This window comes from Edaphobacter dinghuensis, from assembly GCF_014640335.1.
In the GTDB taxonomy this organism is placed as follows: domain Bacteria; phylum Acidobacteriota; class Terriglobia; order Terriglobales; family Acidobacteriaceae; genus Edaphobacter; species Edaphobacter dinghuensis.
This window is the reverse complement of record NZ_BMGT01000003.1, coordinates 749,707-767,384: the sequence shown is the minus strand read 5'-3', so window position 1 is coordinate 767,384 and position 17,678 is coordinate 749,707. Positions and strand designations below refer to the sequence as shown.

The 17,678-nt window shown below is 57.8% G+C and carries 9 protein-coding genes; 6 read left to right on the top strand and 3 right to left on the bottom strand.

Going from position 1 to position 17,678, the window contains the following annotated elements:
- Positions 1-91 precede the first annotated feature (91 nt).
- The 4 genes from IEW09_RS15020 to IEW09_RS15005 all read left to right on the top strand — a co-directional run bounded on the left by IEW09_RS15020 (position 92) and on the right by IEW09_RS15005 (position 6,955).
- Positions 92-1,477, top strand: coding sequence for a glucuronyl esterase domain-containing protein (locus IEW09_RS15020; RefSeq protein ID WP_188555001.1), 1,386 nt, complete (start codon positions 92-94; stop codon positions 1,475-1,477).
- A 251-nt stretch (positions 1,478-1,728) separates the two neighbouring features.
- Positions 1,729-3,426 carry an MGH1-like glycoside hydrolase domain-containing protein gene (locus IEW09_RS15015; RefSeq protein WP_188555000.1) on the top strand — a complete coding sequence of 566 codons (1,698 nt, stop codon included), beginning with the start codon at positions 1,729-1,731 and terminating at the stop codon, positions 3,424-3,426.
- Positions 3,407-5,854 carry an SUMF1/EgtB/PvdO family nonheme iron enzyme gene (locus IEW09_RS15010; protein ID WP_188554999.1) on the top strand — a complete coding sequence of 816 codons (2,448 nt, stop codon included), beginning with the start codon at positions 3,407-3,409 and terminating at the stop codon, positions 5,852-5,854. The genes IEW09_RS15015 and IEW09_RS15010 overlap by 20 nt, the downstream gene beginning before the upstream one ends.
- Before the next feature lie 162 nt (positions 5,855-6,016).
- The gene (locus IEW09_RS15005; protein WP_188554998.1) at positions 6,017-6,955 is read left to right on the top strand and encodes a glycoside hydrolase family 43 protein; all 939 of its coding nucleotides are present in this window, start codon (positions 6,017-6,019) and stop codon (positions 6,953-6,955) included.
- 70 nt (positions 6,956-7,025) lie between these two features.
- Here IEW09_RS15005 and IEW09_RS15000 read toward each other — a convergent pair whose 3' ends face one another.
- Positions 7,026-9,779: a hypothetical protein gene (locus IEW09_RS15000; protein WP_188554997.1), complete on the bottom strand. Its 2,754-nt coding sequence runs from the start codon at positions 9,777-9,779 to the stop codon at positions 7,026-7,028.
- Positions 9,780-9,838: 59 nt separating this feature from the next.
- The gene (locus IEW09_RS14995; RefSeq protein ID WP_188554996.1) at positions 9,839-11,434 is read right to left on the bottom strand and encodes a DUF5060 domain-containing protein; all 1,596 of its coding nucleotides are present in this window, start codon (positions 11,432-11,434) and stop codon (positions 9,839-9,841) included.
- Positions 11,435-11,667: 233 nt separating this feature from the next.
- Between IEW09_RS14995 and IEW09_RS14990 the strand changes: the two genes are divergently transcribed.
- Complete coding sequence (locus IEW09_RS14990) at positions 11,668-12,510, top strand: IclR family transcriptional regulator (protein ID WP_188554995.1); 843 nt, start codon at positions 11,668-11,670, stop codon at positions 12,508-12,510.
- A 206-nt stretch (positions 12,511-12,716) separates the two neighbouring features.
- The gene (locus IEW09_RS14985; protein WP_188554994.1) at positions 12,717-16,166 is read left to right on the top strand and encodes a TonB-dependent receptor; all 3,450 of its coding nucleotides are present in this window, start codon (positions 12,717-12,719) and stop codon (positions 16,164-16,166) included.
- A gap of 94 nt (positions 16,167-16,260) precedes the next feature.
- On the opposite strand, the gene IEW09_RS14980 is transcribed toward IEW09_RS14985, so the two are convergent.
- The gene (locus tag IEW09_RS14980) at positions 16,261-17,658 is read right to left on the bottom strand and encodes a hypothetical protein (protein WP_188554993.1); all 1,398 of its coding nucleotides are present in this window, start codon (positions 17,656-17,658) and stop codon (positions 16,261-16,263) included.
- Positions 17,659-17,678 lie beyond the last annotated feature (20 nt).

Below are 17,678 nucleotides of genomic sequence, written 5' to 3'. Positions count from 1 at the left end.
CCATATGCTTCTGTCAAGAAAGAGTTTTCACTAGGTGCCATTTACTTTCAGTAATAAACTCATCTACGCACCGCGGAGATCATCAGACCACATGGCGAGACATTACTTAATCGCAGCCCTCCTCCCCGTCGTCCTCCTTTCCCTCCTTCGCGCTCCGGCCCAGCACATCCCCGGCTACAACTACGACGAATCGAAGATAGCCCCCTATACCCTGCTCGATCCCCTCCGCCTCTCCAACGGCGCTCCCGTCACCACGGCCAAGCAGTGGACCACTGAGCGCCGGCCCGAGATTCTGCACCTCTTCGAAGAGAATGTCTTCGGCGTCACACCTCCCGCCGCCCTCCACGCCGTCGCTCACGCCCGCGTCGTCGAACACAACGATCACGCCCTCGACGGCCTCGCCGTCCGCGAGCAAATCGATCTCACCTTCGAGTCTGCACCGGGTATCACTCCTCCAGCCGAAGCCCTGCACAACCTTCGTATCCTGCTCTATCTCCCCGCTGCCGCGGTCGCCGCACATCGCCCGATTCCGATCGTGCTCGGTCTGAACTTCACCGGCAATCAGTCTGTCGTGGATGATCCCGGCATCCTCCCGACTCCGCTCTGGTCCAAGCCCAAGGGATCATCCACTCTTCTCCACGAGCTTCCCGCCGACAGCACCCGCGGTACCGCCACTCAACAGTGGCAGGTACGGATGCTTCTCACCCACGGCTATGGGCTCGCGACTATCTACTACGGCGATCTCGAAGCCGACTTCAAAGACGCAGCCCAGTACAGCGTCCGCAACCTCTACAGCACGCCTGTTCAACTCGCCGCGCCCAACGCCTGGGGAGCCGTCGGTGCCTGGGCATGGGGTCTCTCTCGTGCTCTCGATTCCCTCCTCGTTGATCCACGCATCGACCCTAACCATATCGCCGTCACCGGACACAGCCGCCTCGGCAAAGCCGCCGACTGGGCCGCTGCCCAGGACCCGCGTTTCGATGCCCTGCTCTCGACCGAGAGCGGCCATGGCGGCCAGTCCATCCAGCGTCGCGCTCTTGGCGAAACCGTCTATCACCTTGAGCACTCTTTCCCTTACTGGTTCTGCCCCAACTACGCCAAGTGGGTCGGTCACGACTCCGAGATCCCCGCCGACGGTAACCTCCTTGTCTCCCTCATGGCTCCACGCCCACTCTATGTTGCCTCGGCACAGGGCGACGAGTGGTCCGATCCTAAAGGCGAGTTTCTCTCCGCCCTCAGCGCATCCCGCGTCTACACCCTTCTCGGCAAACCCGCCCTGCCACCCAATGCGCAGCCTCCTGCCATCGATCATCCCATCGGCCTCGACGGATTCGTCGCCTATCACGAGCGCACCGGCAAACATGACGTCACAGACTTCGACTGGGAGAACTACATCCTCTTCCTCGACAATCTCTGGGGTAAACAAACTCCTGCCTCCGTTGCCACCGCCACATCTCCATCGCCGATTTCTCGATAACTGACGACGTTATGTGAGCCACCGGCCAATCCGCAAAGCGGAATTCGTTTTTGCAATGCCTAGCCTCCACGTGCCTTTCAGGTGGCTGTAGAGACTGCGCAAAATCCACAGATCGACCTTTGCCCCCATCGCCGGAGCCTCGTGTTCTGCGCAGGATCGCCTAATCTACTTTCGTATTTGTCATATAATTTTCATTTCTCGTTGCCCACTCCAACTTTCGTTCGCTATAGTGAACTCCGTCGACTGCCATTATGTCCTCCAATACCTCAGCCCGCGCCGCCCTTCTCCTCTTCTTAGCGTCTGCTGCCGCCTTCGCCCAGCCTCCTCTCCTCAACCCGGCCAACTACCGCCACTACGTCACCACCTTCGAAGCCGACGAGCTCGCCGCTACCGGCAAGATTTACAACGGTGAGCCGTCCTCCTCCGGGCAGCCTGCCGAAGCGGCGTGGCCATGGATGCAGCAGGAGATTCCCTTCTTCGACTCTCCCGACAAAGCCACCGAGGAGATGTATTACTTCCGCTGGTACGCCTTCAAAAAACACGTCGTCGATACACCCACCGGTTACGTCATCACCGAGTGGCTGCCTAAGCCCAACTTCCCCAACCCGGAACATCCTGACGGCTCCTACGGTGCGCTCGTCGATGCCGCCCCCTTCCATCTCGGCGAAGCCCGCTGGCTTCACACCGAGGCCATCGCCGAAGACGACGCCCGCTTCTGGTATAAGCCCGACGTCCCCGGCTCCCCCAACATCCGCAAGTACTCCGCCGCCATGGCCACCGCCGTCCGTGCAGTCACGCTCGCCAACGGCGACAGATCACTTGCTACCTCGCTGCTACCGCAACTGACTCGCGTCTACCACGACTGGGAGACCGCCCAGCAAGACTCCAACGGCCTCTTCTGGTCCATCGACACCCGGGACGCCATGGAGAAGTCCATCTCCGGCGACGGCTATCGGCCCACGCTCAACAGCTATATGGTCTCGGACGCACGAGCCATCGCCGCCACTGCGCTGCTTGCTCGCAACCAGCAGTTAGCCAACGAGTACACAGCCAAAGCTGACAAGCTGAACCGCCTGATCGAAACCGTCCTGTGGAACCCCAGAGACCAGTTCTACGAGGTCGTCTCCCCCGCCAAGGACTCCGGCATCCGCGCGGAGAAGAAGTTCATCGATCCTGGCACCATCCTCAAGCTCGCTGGCGTCCGCGAGCTAATCGGCTATAACCCGTGGAACTTCTCCTCTCCCGCGCCTAGCCACGCCGTCGCCTGGAACCAGCTCTTCGACCCTCAAGGCTTCGACGGCAAGTATGGAGCCACCACCGCCGAGCGCCGCAGCCCGCGCTTCCGCTTTGTCTCCTCCGACCAGTGCACCTGGAACGGCCCCGCGTGGCCCTTTGCCATGACCCAGACTCTCAACGCCATGGCGGCCTATCTCGATTCGCCCGGCTCCCACACCATCGACTTCAAGGACTACCGCCTTCTCTTCTCGCGCTACGTTCTGGCCCAGCATATTCACCTGCCCAACGGCAGGCTCATCGACTGGATCGATGAAGACTACGACGCCGACACCGACGAGTGGATCGCCAAAGACATGCTCCTCCAAAAACATAAGCAGGTCGGCCGCGGCAACTACTACAACCACTCCGGCTTTGCCGACCCCCTGATTACCGGCCTCATCGGCCTTCGCCCTCGCGCCGACGACACCATCGAGATCACCCCGGCCATCGACCCCAAAGCGTGGCCCTGGTTCGCCATCGACGCGCTGCCTTATCACCATCACCTTCTGACCATTGCCTGGGACTCCACCGGCCACCGCTACCATCGCGGCCAGGGGCTCTCGATCGCTGTCGACGGAAAGGTCATCGCCCGTCGCGCAACTCTCGGCCACCTCTCGGCGGCCCTTCCTCACTCAGTCCAACCCGCAGGAGAAGATGTTGACCCCCGCAACTAACCGCACCAGCGTCATTGCCCTCGCACTGACACTCCTTCTTCCCCCCGCGCTTCACGCGCAGAAGGATGGCGTACTCGCTCGCATGCCCGGCAACGCTCCACAGCTTTCGCCCAACGGAGTTCCTGCCACCGTCCTCGTACATCCCGGCAGCTTCCGCATGGGTTCCGACGCCGAGGCCATTCCAAGAACGATCCTCAAAAGCCCGGTCACCTCTTCGCGCCCCAAACACGGCGACTTCGATGAGCTTCCTGCTCACATCGTCCATATCACCCACGCCTTTCGCATCGGCATCACCCAGGTCTCTCCCGCCGAGTTCGCGCAGTTCGACCCGACTTATAAACCCCATACCGCTACTCCCGCTTATGCCGCTGGAGTTTCGTGGGAGCAGGCGATGGCCTATTGCGCATGGCTGAGTAAAAAGACCGGCAAATTTTACCGGCTACCCACCGAGTCCGAATGGGAGTATGTCTCCCGCGCAGGAGGCACAGCACTCTTCGGTACCTCTGACAGTCCCACGCCTTTAGATCATCCCAACGCCTTTGGTGTCGAAAACATGCAGATCGGTCGTCCCGAATGGACACTGGACAACTACGGTCCCTACCAGCCCAAGCTTCAGACTGATCCCACCGGTGCCATCTCCTCCATGACCAAGGTCATTCGCGGCGGCGGCCTTGACTGGCGCCACACCGCTACCAAGACCTCTCCCGATCTCAATCTTCCGGCTACAGCACCTTACTTCTCGCGCCCAGCCAATCGCGCAAGCCTGCCGCCGAGCTACTCGGCTGAGAGCGGCAACGTCGGCTTCCGCATCGTCGAAGCGCCCATGCCGAAGGCAAACTTCACCCCAGCGCAGTCTTACTTTTTTGAGACCGCTGTGCACCAGCAGTCGATCCTCGGCACCCCGGCACTCAGCAAAGCCATCGGGCATCCCGACCCGACTCGGCCCTTCTACCAGACGCACGAGCTCTTCCTAAACCTTAATGGACAGCAGATGAGCACGACCGGATGGGCCCTGGGCCTGCCGCGTGGCCTCGGCGTCAACTACCACAACTCCGCCATTCAAGTTCTCCCTAACGGCGACCTGCTCGCAGCCTTCTACAACTCCCCCGACTACGAAGACGACCCCGACCAGACCGTCATGGTCCTCCGCCGCCGCGCTGGGACCGAAGACTGGGACATGCCCGAACCTTTCCCCATCTTCGCCGACGCCGGGCTCGCTGCTCCTGTCATCTGGAACGATCCCAAATTTCAGTCTCAATCCAATGGCCGCGTCTGGTTCTTCTGGGGATTCTCGCGCCTGATCGGTGCACCGCCCTTCGCGTGGGCCACATCGACAGACAACGGAGCCTCATGGTCCGCTGCTCACTTTCCTAACTTTCCCAAGCCCATTGGCCGCTACGTTTCGCAGCCGATTAACTCCATCGTTCGCGGGCCTGATGGCGCTATCTATATCCCCACCGACTCCACCGGACGCGACGCCGACGGCAACGGCTCCATCTCCGCCGTCTGGACATCACACGACGATGGCAAGACATGGTTTGATACCGGAGGCCGCACCGCGGGCCGCCATACCACCCTTGTCTTCGCCAAAGACGGCGACCTGCTTGGCTTCGGCGGCAAGAACTCCAGCATCGACGGCCGCATGCCGCTTGCCACCTCGCACGATGACGGCAAGACGTGGATTAAATCGAAGACCCCTTTCGATCCTCTCGCCTCGGGCGAGCGTCCCTCGGTTATCCGTCTGCTCGACGGCAAGCTCTTCTTCGTCGCCGACTACAATCCCAACCATCAGAAACACATTCATAAGGACGGCTCGTATGTCGCCCTCTCTTCTGACGATGGCAAGACGTGGACGCAGAAGAAGCTGCCAGGCAACATCCTTACCGTTGGTTACACTACAGCCACGCAGGGGCCGGACGGCATCATCCACATCGCCACCACCAAGAACACGACGAATTATGAGATAGAACTCAACGAGGCATGGGTCCTCGACTCGTCCGCCGGAGACCTTACTGCTGAGGAGGCCGGTGCAACAACCGCAGCCCACTCCTTGCGGAGACACACCGAGCGTTACCCCAATGGGAAGCTCAAGTCCACCTGGTCTACCATCATCACCGCTGACGGGCGCGTTCTGCTCGAAGGCCCCGAACGCTTCTTCTACCCCGACGGCCATCCTATGTGGAACGTCAGCTTCCACGCCGGAAAAAAGACCGGCGAAGAAAGCTATCAGCTCGAAGACGGCGATTTGATATGGCTAAAAACGTACAACGCGGATGGCACATGGACCTGGCAGAACTACGACGCTCAGGGCCACCCCACCGTACTCTCGCACTGGCGCAACAAGACACTGCTGGACTCCAACGCCCCCAAGATGACTCCCGACAAGATTCCCGGTCAGGACAAACTACCACCACCACCGGGCATGTAAGCTACGACTTCGTCATTCCGGGTATGCCTTTAAATGGGCATACCCAAAGCCCGAACACGGAACTCCAAACTAAAGCCGTTAATAATGATCAGACAAATTCTGATAACTCTCATCCTGTTCTCGTTCGCTGCGGAAGCTCTGCCTCTTGCGGCGCAGTCTTCTATGAAGAAGACCACTCACACGCCTGTCAGTATCAGGACTACAAATCTCAAACCCTCCGATCCGTGGGTCTTCGTATACTTTCACGAGCCTGCCGATCAGGGCATCTACCTCGCCCTCTCCCGCGATGGCTACACCTTTACGCCCCTCAACGATGGACAGCCCTGGGTCAAGCCCGATCTTCCCAGCGAGTTGATGCGCGACGTCTACATCACACGCACCCCTGATGGTCATCACTTCCGCATGGTCTTTACCTGGGCGTGGCATGGCAACGCCATCGGTGTCTCCGACTCCGACGACCTGATGCACTGGTCTCCACAGCGCAAGATCGAGATCATGTCTGCCTTCCCTAACGTGCAGAATACATGGGCTCCCGAGGCCTACTGGGACAAGCAGCACAATGACTGGCTCATCATCTTCTCTGCCTCCTTCAACGCCAATCCTGTCACCCATACTCCCGGTGAAGGCCTGCGCATCTGGTCGTCACGCACAACCGACTGGAAAAACTTCTCGAAGCCCGAAAAGTTCTTCGACCGCGGCTTCCCCGTTATCGACGCTACACTCTTCCATCGCACGACTAACAATAAACACGATGTCGTGATGGTGCTCAAAGATCAGACCGTCGACCCACTCCTCTATAACGAGCGCTGGACATCTGCTCCTACTGTCTCCGGCCCGTGGGGTAAGCTCTCCGGCCCGATCAACGAGAGTTGGTCCGAAGGTCCCTCCGTTATTCAAGTGGGCAATCATGCGATCGTCTACTACGACCATTACCGCCCGCCACATCCTCGCTATGAGGGTGTCGAGACCACCGATTGGATTCACTGGTCGAGCGTCGACGACAAGATGCACTTTCCCGATGCAGCTAAACACGGAAGTTTCTTTCAGGTCACCCAGGCTGAAGCACAACGACTTCTCTCCCGCCACGATCCGCAACAATAAAACAACGCGCAGCAAAGAACAAACCCGGCATGTGGCCGGGTTTTGTTTTAGTTATTAGGTTTATCGAGCCCTAATTCTCAAACATCCAGTCCAGGTTTGGAGGTCCACCTTTGACTGAATCGAAGCTGACATGGGGCGTCACATGCACATCCTCGGGGATAAATCCGAGCACTACATAAGCGCCCTTGCCCAGATCAAGATCGTTCTCACCCGCAGGCAGCGGCTTGGTCCAGACGCTGATCGGCAACCCCTTCGCCTCCGACACCGCGTTCGGCAACAGAATGTTCCACTGCTCCGTGGCCGGCGATACATTCATCTGCTTTCTCGAGTTCGACTTGAAGAAGCCCACCAGAATCTGCGCAGGCTTATCCAGCCTGAAGTGAATCGGCGTCTCCTGTTTCGTCGATACTCGGATTCCCTTCAGTCCATCCAGCTCCGGCACAACGGAGACGATAGGCGATGCCGCATCCTCATACAGGCTCGTTCCCTTCGCCACAGTGAACTCCTCGCCTGCGCCAGGTGCCAGCGAGAATCCAACCTCGGGCAACCGCGTCGGCTTCGCCTCAGAGATCGCCGCGCCTGATTGCAGCGCAGCCAATCGGTTGTCGAAGATCGCAAGCTCCTTCTGATAGACCGGCAGCAGGTCGCGCCAGTGATTGGTCATGGGACCTCCGCGCACCGGAATCTGCCGCTGCGAGGTCTCCATGCCAGCCGCATTCCGATAAGTGGAAGTCGTCAACTTTGTCAGATGTGCAAAGTCATCCACACTCGCCGCCAACAGTGTTCTCGCCTGCGTCAGATGCGACCGGTCATGATCGTATCCATAACGCATCACGAGCGCCGCAGCCTGTACCTTATGGTCATAGAATTCCATCAACGCAGCGTTCGCGCGCATGTCGTTCAACACGCGCTCATACTCCGGTTTGGCATCGGCGGCGATCCCCGGCGCGGCGGCTTCAGCCTGCTTCACCGACTCGGCAGATTTCTGCACCGCATCCGCAGCTACTCCCAGCGGATTTTCTCCGTGGTGCTTTCCACCCTTTACTTCGTTCGCAACCCACTCATCGAGGCGCTCTCCATCGGGAGCATCCGCTGTCCACAATGTCTGCGCAGGATTGAATCGCGCTGCGTCGATCAGTTGCGGCATCGTCATGCCCAGCGACAAGACCTGTCTATTCCCCTCCGTAATGCCCAACCGCCGTATGACCTCGGGGGCGCATTGCCCCTCGAGCTCGTAGGCCGCCAGTAGATGCTCGCCCGTCTGCATCTCTGTAGCTGACGGTTTTTGCTTCTCTGCTGCCGTCGTAGCCAGAGACTCCAGCCCGACTACCGTATCGTTGTGACCAACTGCGTTCATTCCTCCCGGCGATGCAAACCGTCGCGCAAACTGCTCGCTCCAGTAGGTCTTCTCGAGCGCAGGATCTCTCTCCGGATTCCATGCGTACCGTGCCCAGCTTGCGAACCATATCCAATCGCGATCCGTCTGCAGCAGCAAGGGCTCTGTCTTATCCGCGCTGTAAGGCCAATCCCAGTAGCGCAACGGATACACGTGCACGCCGCCGATTCCCAGCTTTACAAAGTTCCGCTCCGTCTCACGCACAAAGTCGGGATCGCCCCACCGGAACGGTTCAAAGTTTGAGAGCAGATGAATATTGACGATAGTGTTGTTCGAGCCTGCTACCATCGACTCGAACCTTTGCTTCACGCTTCCGCGAATGTTCGTCCAAGTCAGCGACTCACCATTCCACTTCCACATGGTATCGATGTTCGAATACAACGGCCGAGCGACTGCCATCACCTGATCGATGTCCGTCGCATGCGCCCGCACCACGATCGGCGGCTGCTCCACCGGATGGCCTACTTGCTTTTCTTCTTCAGCCAGCCCATCGAGTACGCCGGGGATAATCGTCTTCGAGATCCACTCCGGCCCATAGTGAGGCCCCATCGCCTCGCCCAGCGTCATAAAGATTCCGACGTTCGGATACTCGCGAATAAACTCCGAGATGCAATAGCGCGTGTACTCACTCGAAAGCGCTGTCGGCGCCGACAAGTGAAAGGGCAGATGATGCGCGCGGGCAAAGTTGTGCGACAGGTGAATGTTGTAGAACCCTTGCAGGACCCAGATGCCACGCTTGTCCGCCTCTTTGGTGATCCAGCGGAACATCTCAATGTTCTGCTCAAGCTGTGCCGTCGGCAGTTCCTGCGCCTCGGGATACTTTGGCAGCTTCAACAGCGAAGTGAACGGATGTCCATTCCACAGGAACAACGCATTCGTGCGTTGCTCAGCAAGCTGATCGAGATATCTCGTCCACTGCGCCTTGTCGTAAAACCATGGAAAATCCTTGGGAGTATACGGATAGTCGTACTCAGCATTCTCGTAGGTCAGCTCCGGCTTCTGCAGACCGATCGCGACGCCGCGAATCTTCAACTGCGGATGGTCTTCAAACTCCAGCGTCTTCGGCAGCGCACCCGCGGCATGGACGCGATCGATCAGCTCTTCGGCGCCATACAACACGCCCGACGGATCGAGGCCGGCAATAACGATCGTGTTGCCCAGCCTCTTCAGCACAAAAGCTTCCTTCGCGTTGGGCCAGAGGTCCGGCACCTGCTTGTCATAGGCGGCCAGAAGCGCATCGTGTCTCGTCGCAAGCAGAATCCGCTCATGGCCGGGCAGCTTTGCCACTGCCTCCCGCAGTCGCTGCGCCGCAAACATCTCTCGCGGCGTTGCATGCGCCGATACCTCAATACGCGGAGCCGCCCATGCGCTCCAGCACACACCCCAGGACGACACCATCAGAACCAAACCAATAATTTTCTTATTCATTCACTCAGCCACTCTCAAGCTATGGTTGCGTAGGCTTCGCCTGCACTTCCTCTTTGTCTTTATGGCTCATCCTGCGGTGGAGCATCGTGCACCGGCTTACCGTTCGCATCTGAGACCTTCCTGAACACAATCGCCTGGTAAGGTTTGTTCGGCAGATCGATCCGCGACTTCCCCGAATACGTTCCCTGCAGCTTCGTCTCAGTCATCGCGAAGGGGTCGATTAGGGTGGCTTCAAAGTTCCCCGTGCCTGTCAGAGGAAACTCATACCGCGCTGGCCGATGATAGTCGAAGTACCAGAGGTAAAGCTCATTCGGCGTACCTACCGAGAGATAGTACGATCCTTCAAACTCGTTCAGGCCAACCTTCGTATACTTCGCCACTACATCGTGCAGAAATTTAATTCGTGTCGCCGATTCGCCGCGCAATCTTCCTGCATCGGACCAGCTCGACTCGTGCGCATGCGGCCCTGTATCGGCTGAGATAAAGACCTCGCCATGTGACGCGTAGCTGCCACGCACCGTGGCCAGCCAGAACCTGCGCGTCATCTCTTCGGCAGACAGGTTCCCCCAGCGCCGCTCGATGTCTCCTTCATATTGAACCTCATCATAGATAATCGGCTTGTTCCATGCCGCCCTTCGCTCGGCTGACTTCTCGAAGTCGTAGCTCTGTAAGCTGGCATGGGTGCACCACGGCTTCGAGTGATCGTAGATCACCCTGGAGTGATGAATCGACCGAAGATGGCCATAGGGGTCTTCCGTCTCTACCACGCGGAAAAAACCATCCCAGTCCGACATCGTCTTCGCTTTCACCAGATCGTACTCGTTCGCAATCGACCACCACACATTCCGGAATGCGGAAAGTCTGGCCACCACATACCTCAGGTAGAAGTCGTCGACCTCGTCCGGCATTGCCTTATAGCCCCAGGCGTCGTAGGGATGAAAGAGGATGCAATCGGCCTCGATGCCAGCCGCCTGAAGCTGCAGAATCCGTTTCTCCAGCAATTGAAAATAAGCCGGATTAAACCGCGTGTAGTCGTTTGTACCGCCGCGCCCGTTCTGGTCGGCCCCGCTCACAGGAAAGGGCAGAATCTGCGACCCTTCGCCTAATGGCTTCGGCAGGATGCAAACACGGCTCTTGTTGAACATCCCTTTCATCCCTGCCAGTGAATTGGCTGCATTCTCTTCGCTTGTGAACAGGAACGCGTAAGTTGTTGTTCCAAAAGGGAAATACGGTGTTCCATCGGCGTGCTCGAAGTGAAACTGGTGCGCCGTGGTCACCGGACCATGATTGCCTGCCTTTGCCGAAACGCACTCGAAAGCGCCTGTCTTTCCATTGAGCTCTGCCACCGAACTGGCGGTCTTATAGCTCCATGAGCCGGGCTCGTCAGGCATAAATCGGACACGGTAGACGCCATCGCCGTCGTAAAAGCCTCTGACCTCCACGGTCCGATGCCCCTGAGTAAATGCTGCGGTCAGAGTCACATCCTTGAACGGATTTCCTGTCACAGGCCCTTTGAACTCTACTTCAAATAATCCCCACCGCTCAATGTTTGCCGATACGGCCGGACGGCCCTCGGCCTCTGCAACTAACCCACCCGGCTGCCACGCCGCTACAAGCGTCGCGGCACTCAGCTTCAGTACATCTCTACGATCCATTTCTTCCTTCCAAAGTCTGCGCTATCCGCGGTATCCGACGCACCTGGCGTCGCCAAGACAGAAAAAGAGCCAACTGGTCTCCCCTTGTACCCAATCGGCATGAAGAATGTCAATTCAAAATGAAAGTTATAGCGCTAAAACGAAATATCACGGTTTGGCGCTACAATAACGCTCGAATGCAAGACCGCGTTGCCTTACGGCAATAGCTATCCATAAAGCGTGAGATTTCAGACATGAGCAAGGTCAGCAGCACAGAGTCGCAAGCATCGAAGAAAGCCGTCCGTCGCCGCATTCCCAAGTGGGCTCTGCAGAATGCTGACGATGCTCAAGGCGACGAGGTCTATTACCTCCGATCTATCGGCCGCGCTCTTGACGTGCTCGACTGCTTCGACGGCCAGACCCCGCTTTCGCTCAAAGAGATCAGCGCCCGGATGCGCCTCCCCGAGTCATCCTTATTCCGTGTACTCCGCACGTTGGAACGGCACGAGTATCTGCGACAGGACCGCGACGGCACCTATCAACTCTCTCCGCGGCTTATCTTCGGCTGGCTGGTGCGGGCGGCTGATCACGTTCGCGAGGTAGCCCGCCCCCAGATGGAGAGCCTGGTAAACGCCTTCAACGAGACGGCCAGCCTGGCCTTTCTCTTCGATGATCGTATCCATGTCCTCGACTGCCTCGAATCCTTCCACGAGATCCGCATGACCAACAAGATTGGCCGTGTTCTGCCGCCGCATTGCTCCGCGCTGGGCAAGGCCATTACCGCCTTTCAGGACCGCCCGCTGGCCGACCGAATGCTTGAAGTATATGGACTTACACCTCGGACTGAGCACACCATCACCGATCGCCAACGCCTCTTCGCCGAGTTCTCCGTGATTCGTGAATCTGGTGTCGCCTGCGACCGCGAGGAGTCCATTCGCGGAGGCATCTGCTTCGCTGCAGCCGTGAAATCCACCTCCAAACCGGTCGTTACCGCCATCAGTGTCTCTACTCCCTCCAACCGGATGGACGCGAAGCGCGAACGAGAGATCGAAGCGGCAGTTTTGCAGGCCGCCACCTCCATTGCGGAGAGTTTGTAGAGAGCTAAAAACGTAAATTACGATAATTACAAAAACTAATTTTCAATATCATTGACATTCGTTCTTAAATTCCTCTAATTTGTCGAGGCTAGGCAACCTTTGCAAATTTGTTAACCGGAGTTTCAAGAATGAAACGTTGTATCGTACTCCTCCTTGTTGTCTTCTTCGCTGTTTTCAGTGCATCTGCCCAGGAAACACGATCCACTTTGACAGGCCATGTAAGCGATTCCTCCGGCGCCAGGATTCCGGGTGCGAATATCGCCATCAAGAACGATGGCACTGGCGTTATTACCAATGCCAAATCGAACTCTGCCGGCGACTACACGGTCCCCTTCCTGCAGCCGGGAACCTATGACGTGACTGTCTCTCTCGCCGGGTTCAAGACCCACACGCATGCGGGTCTTGTCCTTCAGACCGAGCAGACGGTAAGCGAAAATGTGACGCTGGCAATCGGCGAGGTCGATGAGACGGTGACCGTCCACGGCTCAACGCCTCTGATCGACACTGCAACAGCAACGACCGGTCAGACGCTTACCGCGGAAGAGCTTGAAGACCTTCCAAGCAATGGCCGCTCGCCGCTCGGATTTGCGCGCTTCGGCTTCGGCGTTGTCGCCAAGGGCAAGCACGCAGCTTCGCAGACTCGCCCCTTCGACAACAGCACAGCCGATGACTTTTCGCTCGGCGGCGGCGCTTCGGCCTCGAACGAGCTTCTGATCAACGGCGTTCCCAACATGCAGGACTCCAGCCGCACCGCTGGTTACAGTCCCTTGCTGGATGCGGTCGATGCCGTGCGCATCGATGAGTTCAGCGCCAACGCTGCGCTGGGCGACACCTCCGGCGGAACGGTCAACATCACCACCAAGTCCGGGACGAACGAGTTTCACGGCACGGTATCGGAGTACTACCAAGGATCGCGCCCACTCACGGCGAAGCCTTACTTCACGCCGTCCGGCACGCAGGCCCCCTCCACACACTTCAATCAGTTCGGTGGTAATATCGGCGGCCCCGTTCGCATTCCTCACTTGTTTGATGGACGCAACAAGGTTTTCTTTATGTATGCGTTCGAAGGCTACAAGGGAAACTCTCCGTCAACAACTATTACCAGCGTGCCAACCCAGGCAGAGCGCAACGGCGACTTCTCTGCCCTATTGAGCGGAACCTCCAACGGTCAGCTCTACAATCCTTATAGTGGCGTATATAACTCAAGCAAGAAGCTGGTGACGCGCTCGCCCATCCCCGGCAATATTCTCTCCAACGCCGGTCTTTCCATCAGCCCTGTAACGCAGGCTTACCTCAAGTTCATCCCCCTGCCGAATTACTCCGGTGCCTCGACCACACCCGACGGCGAGAACAACTACTTCTCCAGCAGCCCGGCTACTGACAATTACAAATCCAACGAAGGTCGAATCGATATCAATGCCACCCATGCGGACCGCGTCTCGTTTGAAGGTCACCAAAGCACCTACAACAAGACACAGTCCAACATCTTTCATAATGAACTGACCGGTACAGCCTCTACGGTTGTTCTGTGGGGCGGTTTCGCAGAAGATGTCCACAGCTTCAACCCAACCACCAACCTCGACGTACGCCTCGGCTTCAGCCGCTCGGAAAACTCGTCAACACCCAACAGCGCGGGCATCAAACCCAGCAGCTTCGGATTTCCTTCGTACATTGATCAGAACTCCACCGCACTCGCAATCCCCTATCTCACCTTTAATGACAGCGCATCAGTTCCAAGCCTGAGCGCGCAGCCCGGCAGTCAGGCCTACTTCGACACCATTCAGCTGTTTGCAAGCTTCAATAAGACCATCGGACGCCACAACATCAAGTTCGGCCCGGACATCCGCCTCAACAAAAACTCAACAGTATCCGGATCCGCAGCAAACGGAGCTTTCAGCTTCAAAGCAGCGAATGGCGGTCCGATGACTGCGACCTCGTCAGCCAACGCGCAGGGATTTGGAAGCTCGCTTGCGCTCTTTGAACTCGGCCTTCCCACCAGCGGTAGTGAAGCCATCAATCCGCGCTTCCAGTACAACAACTGGTATTTCGGCGGATGGGCTCAGGACGATTGGAAGATTGAGCCAAACTTCACCGTCAGCATGGGCGTCCGCATCGAAAGCGAGACCTCCATCGTGGAGAGCGGAAACCGCGCCGTCACCGGCTTCAACCCCACTGCCACCAACGCCGCAACCTCTCAGGCTCAACTCAACTACGCTGCTTCACCAAGCCCCCTGCTTCCCGCTGCCAGCTTCCAACCGGTCGGCGGCCTGGTTTATGCGACGCCGTCTCAACGCTATGCCTATAAGACACCGGCTGCTTACGTCAGCCCGCGCATTGGGTTCGCCTGGGCACCGGAGCAGTGGCATGGAACGCTCGCGATCCGCGGTGGCTTCGGTATCTACTTCAACCCATACAACGACTACAACGCTCCACAGAGCTACGGCTACTCCGCGACAACAAACTATCTCTCGAACTCCACCAACCAGACCGATCAAGTGCCGGTGAGCAGTCTCTCCGATCCTTTCAACAATTCTGTTAATCCTTTGCAGCTTCCCTACGGATCATCGCTGGGAGTAAACACTAATCTGGGAAGCAGCGCGATCTTCTTCTCACAGCTTCATGTTCCTTATACCGAGAAGGCCAGCCTCGACGTGCAAAAGCAATTTGGCAAGACGTGGCTTGTAGAGGTCAGCGGATTTACGGCCCACTCTGTCCATCTCTCCTCTTCGCTCAACGTCAGCGCAATTCCGCTGCTGCCCCTTTTGAGCCGTACCCCAACCATCAACTCCGCTCTGACAACCGCTCTGAATGCGCCGGTCAAGAACCCCTTCAAGGGACTCTTCCCCTCGGCAGTCACTCCGAACGGCATCACCATTGCGAATGGCACTGCCTACAATACCAGTTCCACGATCGGCACCGCACAGTTGCTGCAGTCGTATCCGCAATACTCCTCGGTCACGGAGCAGCTCGTGCCAAACCAGAACGCCAGCTTCAACGCGATTATTGCTCGCGTCACCAAGCGCATGTCTCACGGCTTGCAGTTCGACCTGAACTACGAATACTCTCGTCAACTGGGTGCGCAGTCCACACTAAACCAGGGTGAGCGGCCTTCCTACGGAGAGACTAGCTCAGACTTTCCGCAGCACTTGACCCTAACTCTGATCTATCAGCTGCCCTTCGGACGCGGCCGTGCCTTCGCTAACCAGTCACGCCTCGCCGATGAAGTCATCGGCGGCTGGCAGCTTACCAGCATCTACCAGGCGCTCTCGGGACAGCCTATCTCATGGGGCAACGCGATCTATAACGGCAACTGGCACGACTTCAACAACCACCCACATCAGGCCCAAGGCACGTCTTTCAACACCTCGGTCTTCGACCGGGTTGCAGCCGACCAGCCCAACTCCTATAATTACCGTACCTTCCCTGCATATCTGCTTCGCTCGGATGCGAACAACAACTTTGATTTCTCGGTGCTGAAGAACTTCTCTCTCGGCGACCGCGTCATTCTCCAGCCTCGCATCGACGCATTCAACGCGCTCAACCATGTGCAGTTTCAGCCGGCCAACGTCTCTCCGACGGCAAGCTCCTTCGGCACGATCACCTCACAGCTCAATACCAACCGTCAGATTCAGGGTGGCATCCACATCCTTTTTTAGACAACCACGATTCAAGAGAGAGAGGGGCGCATAATGCGTCCCTCTCTCTTTGCTCCTCTGTACCTATTCAACAATTAGTCCATTTCTTCCTTCCCTATTGTTTACGAAGCCTAAAGACACTCGCACTGTATGCCTGCGCTTTGATAACGCGATCGAATCCTCCATGCTCTGCCGCCAGTCTCACACCTTCCTTCGCATCGATTGCTGGAGCTGTCAGCGTCAGCACAAGGCTGCCCGCGATCCCGTCCCCAAGCTCGCAAGCGAGATCCTGCGAAGTCTTATTAATGAGAACAAGCTCCCGCCCGCGTGAAGACTCAAATGCAAATGCATCTACCAGCGGGCTCGCACCTGTCAGCGTCACACCAAGCACCGTCGTGCCGACAAACCGCTGTGCAAACTTTATTCCGAAGTACTCAGGCCGCCTGATGAATCCCGTGGAAGGCGCACCGGCGATCGGCGTGTAGTAGCCATTGCCGCCACCGTGCAGATTCACGCCCGCCCATCCTCGCGCAGCACACTGCAACATGTAATCGGCACACCAGAGCGCCGAAGCAAACGTGTCCGAGACACCAGCCTTGCCGCCGTCCCAACACGAATTTCCTTCCGACATGCGATAGGGCAGATGCGCCGTAGCCTGTGCCTCTGCAATCACATGCAGATCACGCCGCTTCAGCGTCGTCAGCTTCGGATACGGAGATAAGAGATTGTCGAGTGTAGCCTCAGGTGAACTCGCAGGCCCCATCGCATAATAGTGACTCGTCAGCAGAACCACGTCAGGATACTTCGGCGCGATCTCCGCAAACGCCGTGAGGTACGGCAGCTTGTTCGAGATATCCGGCCCTGCAAACCGGGCCTGTGGTGTCACCTTCACAATCGCGCTGTGAAATCTCTCCCACTCCGCAATAAAATCTGCCGGGCCATAACTAGCGGCCCGGAACCGGTTCCGAAAGCTATCCGGCTCGTTGCCGATCTGAAAGGCCAGCAGACGCGGCCCCAGTATTCGCTGCACTGCTGCGGTCTCATGCGCGGCGGCTTCAGCCGTTCCTTGTCCCAGGTTCAACCCATACAGGCAAGACCAGTTCACGGCATCGAGAAACCCTCGCAAGTTCTTCAATGCAAGAGCCGAAGTAACAGTTCCCTTCTTCGCTGTCTTCGACGTATCCGGCCCAAACACCTCAAATGGCATAGGGCCAGCTACAGCCTCATCCGAGTAAGTGGTGTACTCGCTCGACCCTCCACCTAACCTCAGGTTGCCGTTCGGCGCAAGCTCGCGAAACAGTCGCACCAGCTCCTTATTCTTCACTGAAAAGAACTCCGGATTCGCTAACTGCGCGCTCTCATAGGACAGGCCGACAAACTCCTTAGGCACCGAGACTGGCAACACACTTCCAATCGTCAGCGAAACCTGCGATATATTGCTCTGCTCTGCGGCTGACCACCGCGTGGCCGCGGCCATTGCCGTTGCCCCCACCAAAAACCTACGTCGGTCCACGTTCACTTCCCTTCGTTGTA

Bases quoted from the DNA above. Each gene is read 5' to 3' on its own strand.
- IEW09_RS15020 (WP_188555001.1), top strand. From the start codon at position 92: ATGGCGAGACATTACTTAATCGCAGCCCTCCTCCCCGTCGTCCTCCTT.
- IEW09_RS15015 (WP_188555000.1), top strand. From the start codon at position 1,729: ATGTCCTCCAATACCTCAGCCCGCGCCGCCCTTCTCCTCTTCTTAGCG.
- IEW09_RS15010 (WP_188554999.1), top strand. From the start codon at position 3,407: ATGTTGACCCCCGCAACTAACCGCACCAGCGTCATTGCCCTCGCACTG.
- IEW09_RS15005 (WP_188554998.1), top strand. From the start codon at position 6,017: ATGAAGAAGACCACTCACACGCCTGTCAGTATCAGGACTACAAATCTC.
- IEW09_RS15000 (WP_188554997.1), bottom strand. From the start codon at position 9,779: ATGAATAAGAAAATTATTGGTTTGGTTCTGATGGTGTCGTCCTGGGGT.
- IEW09_RS14995 (WP_188554996.1), bottom strand. From the start codon at position 11,434: ATGGATCGTAGAGATGTACTGAAGCTGAGTGCCGCGACGCTTGTAGCG.
- IEW09_RS14990 (WP_188554995.1), top strand. From the start codon at position 11,668: ATGAGCAAGGTCAGCAGCACAGAGTCGCAAGCATCGAAGAAAGCCGTC.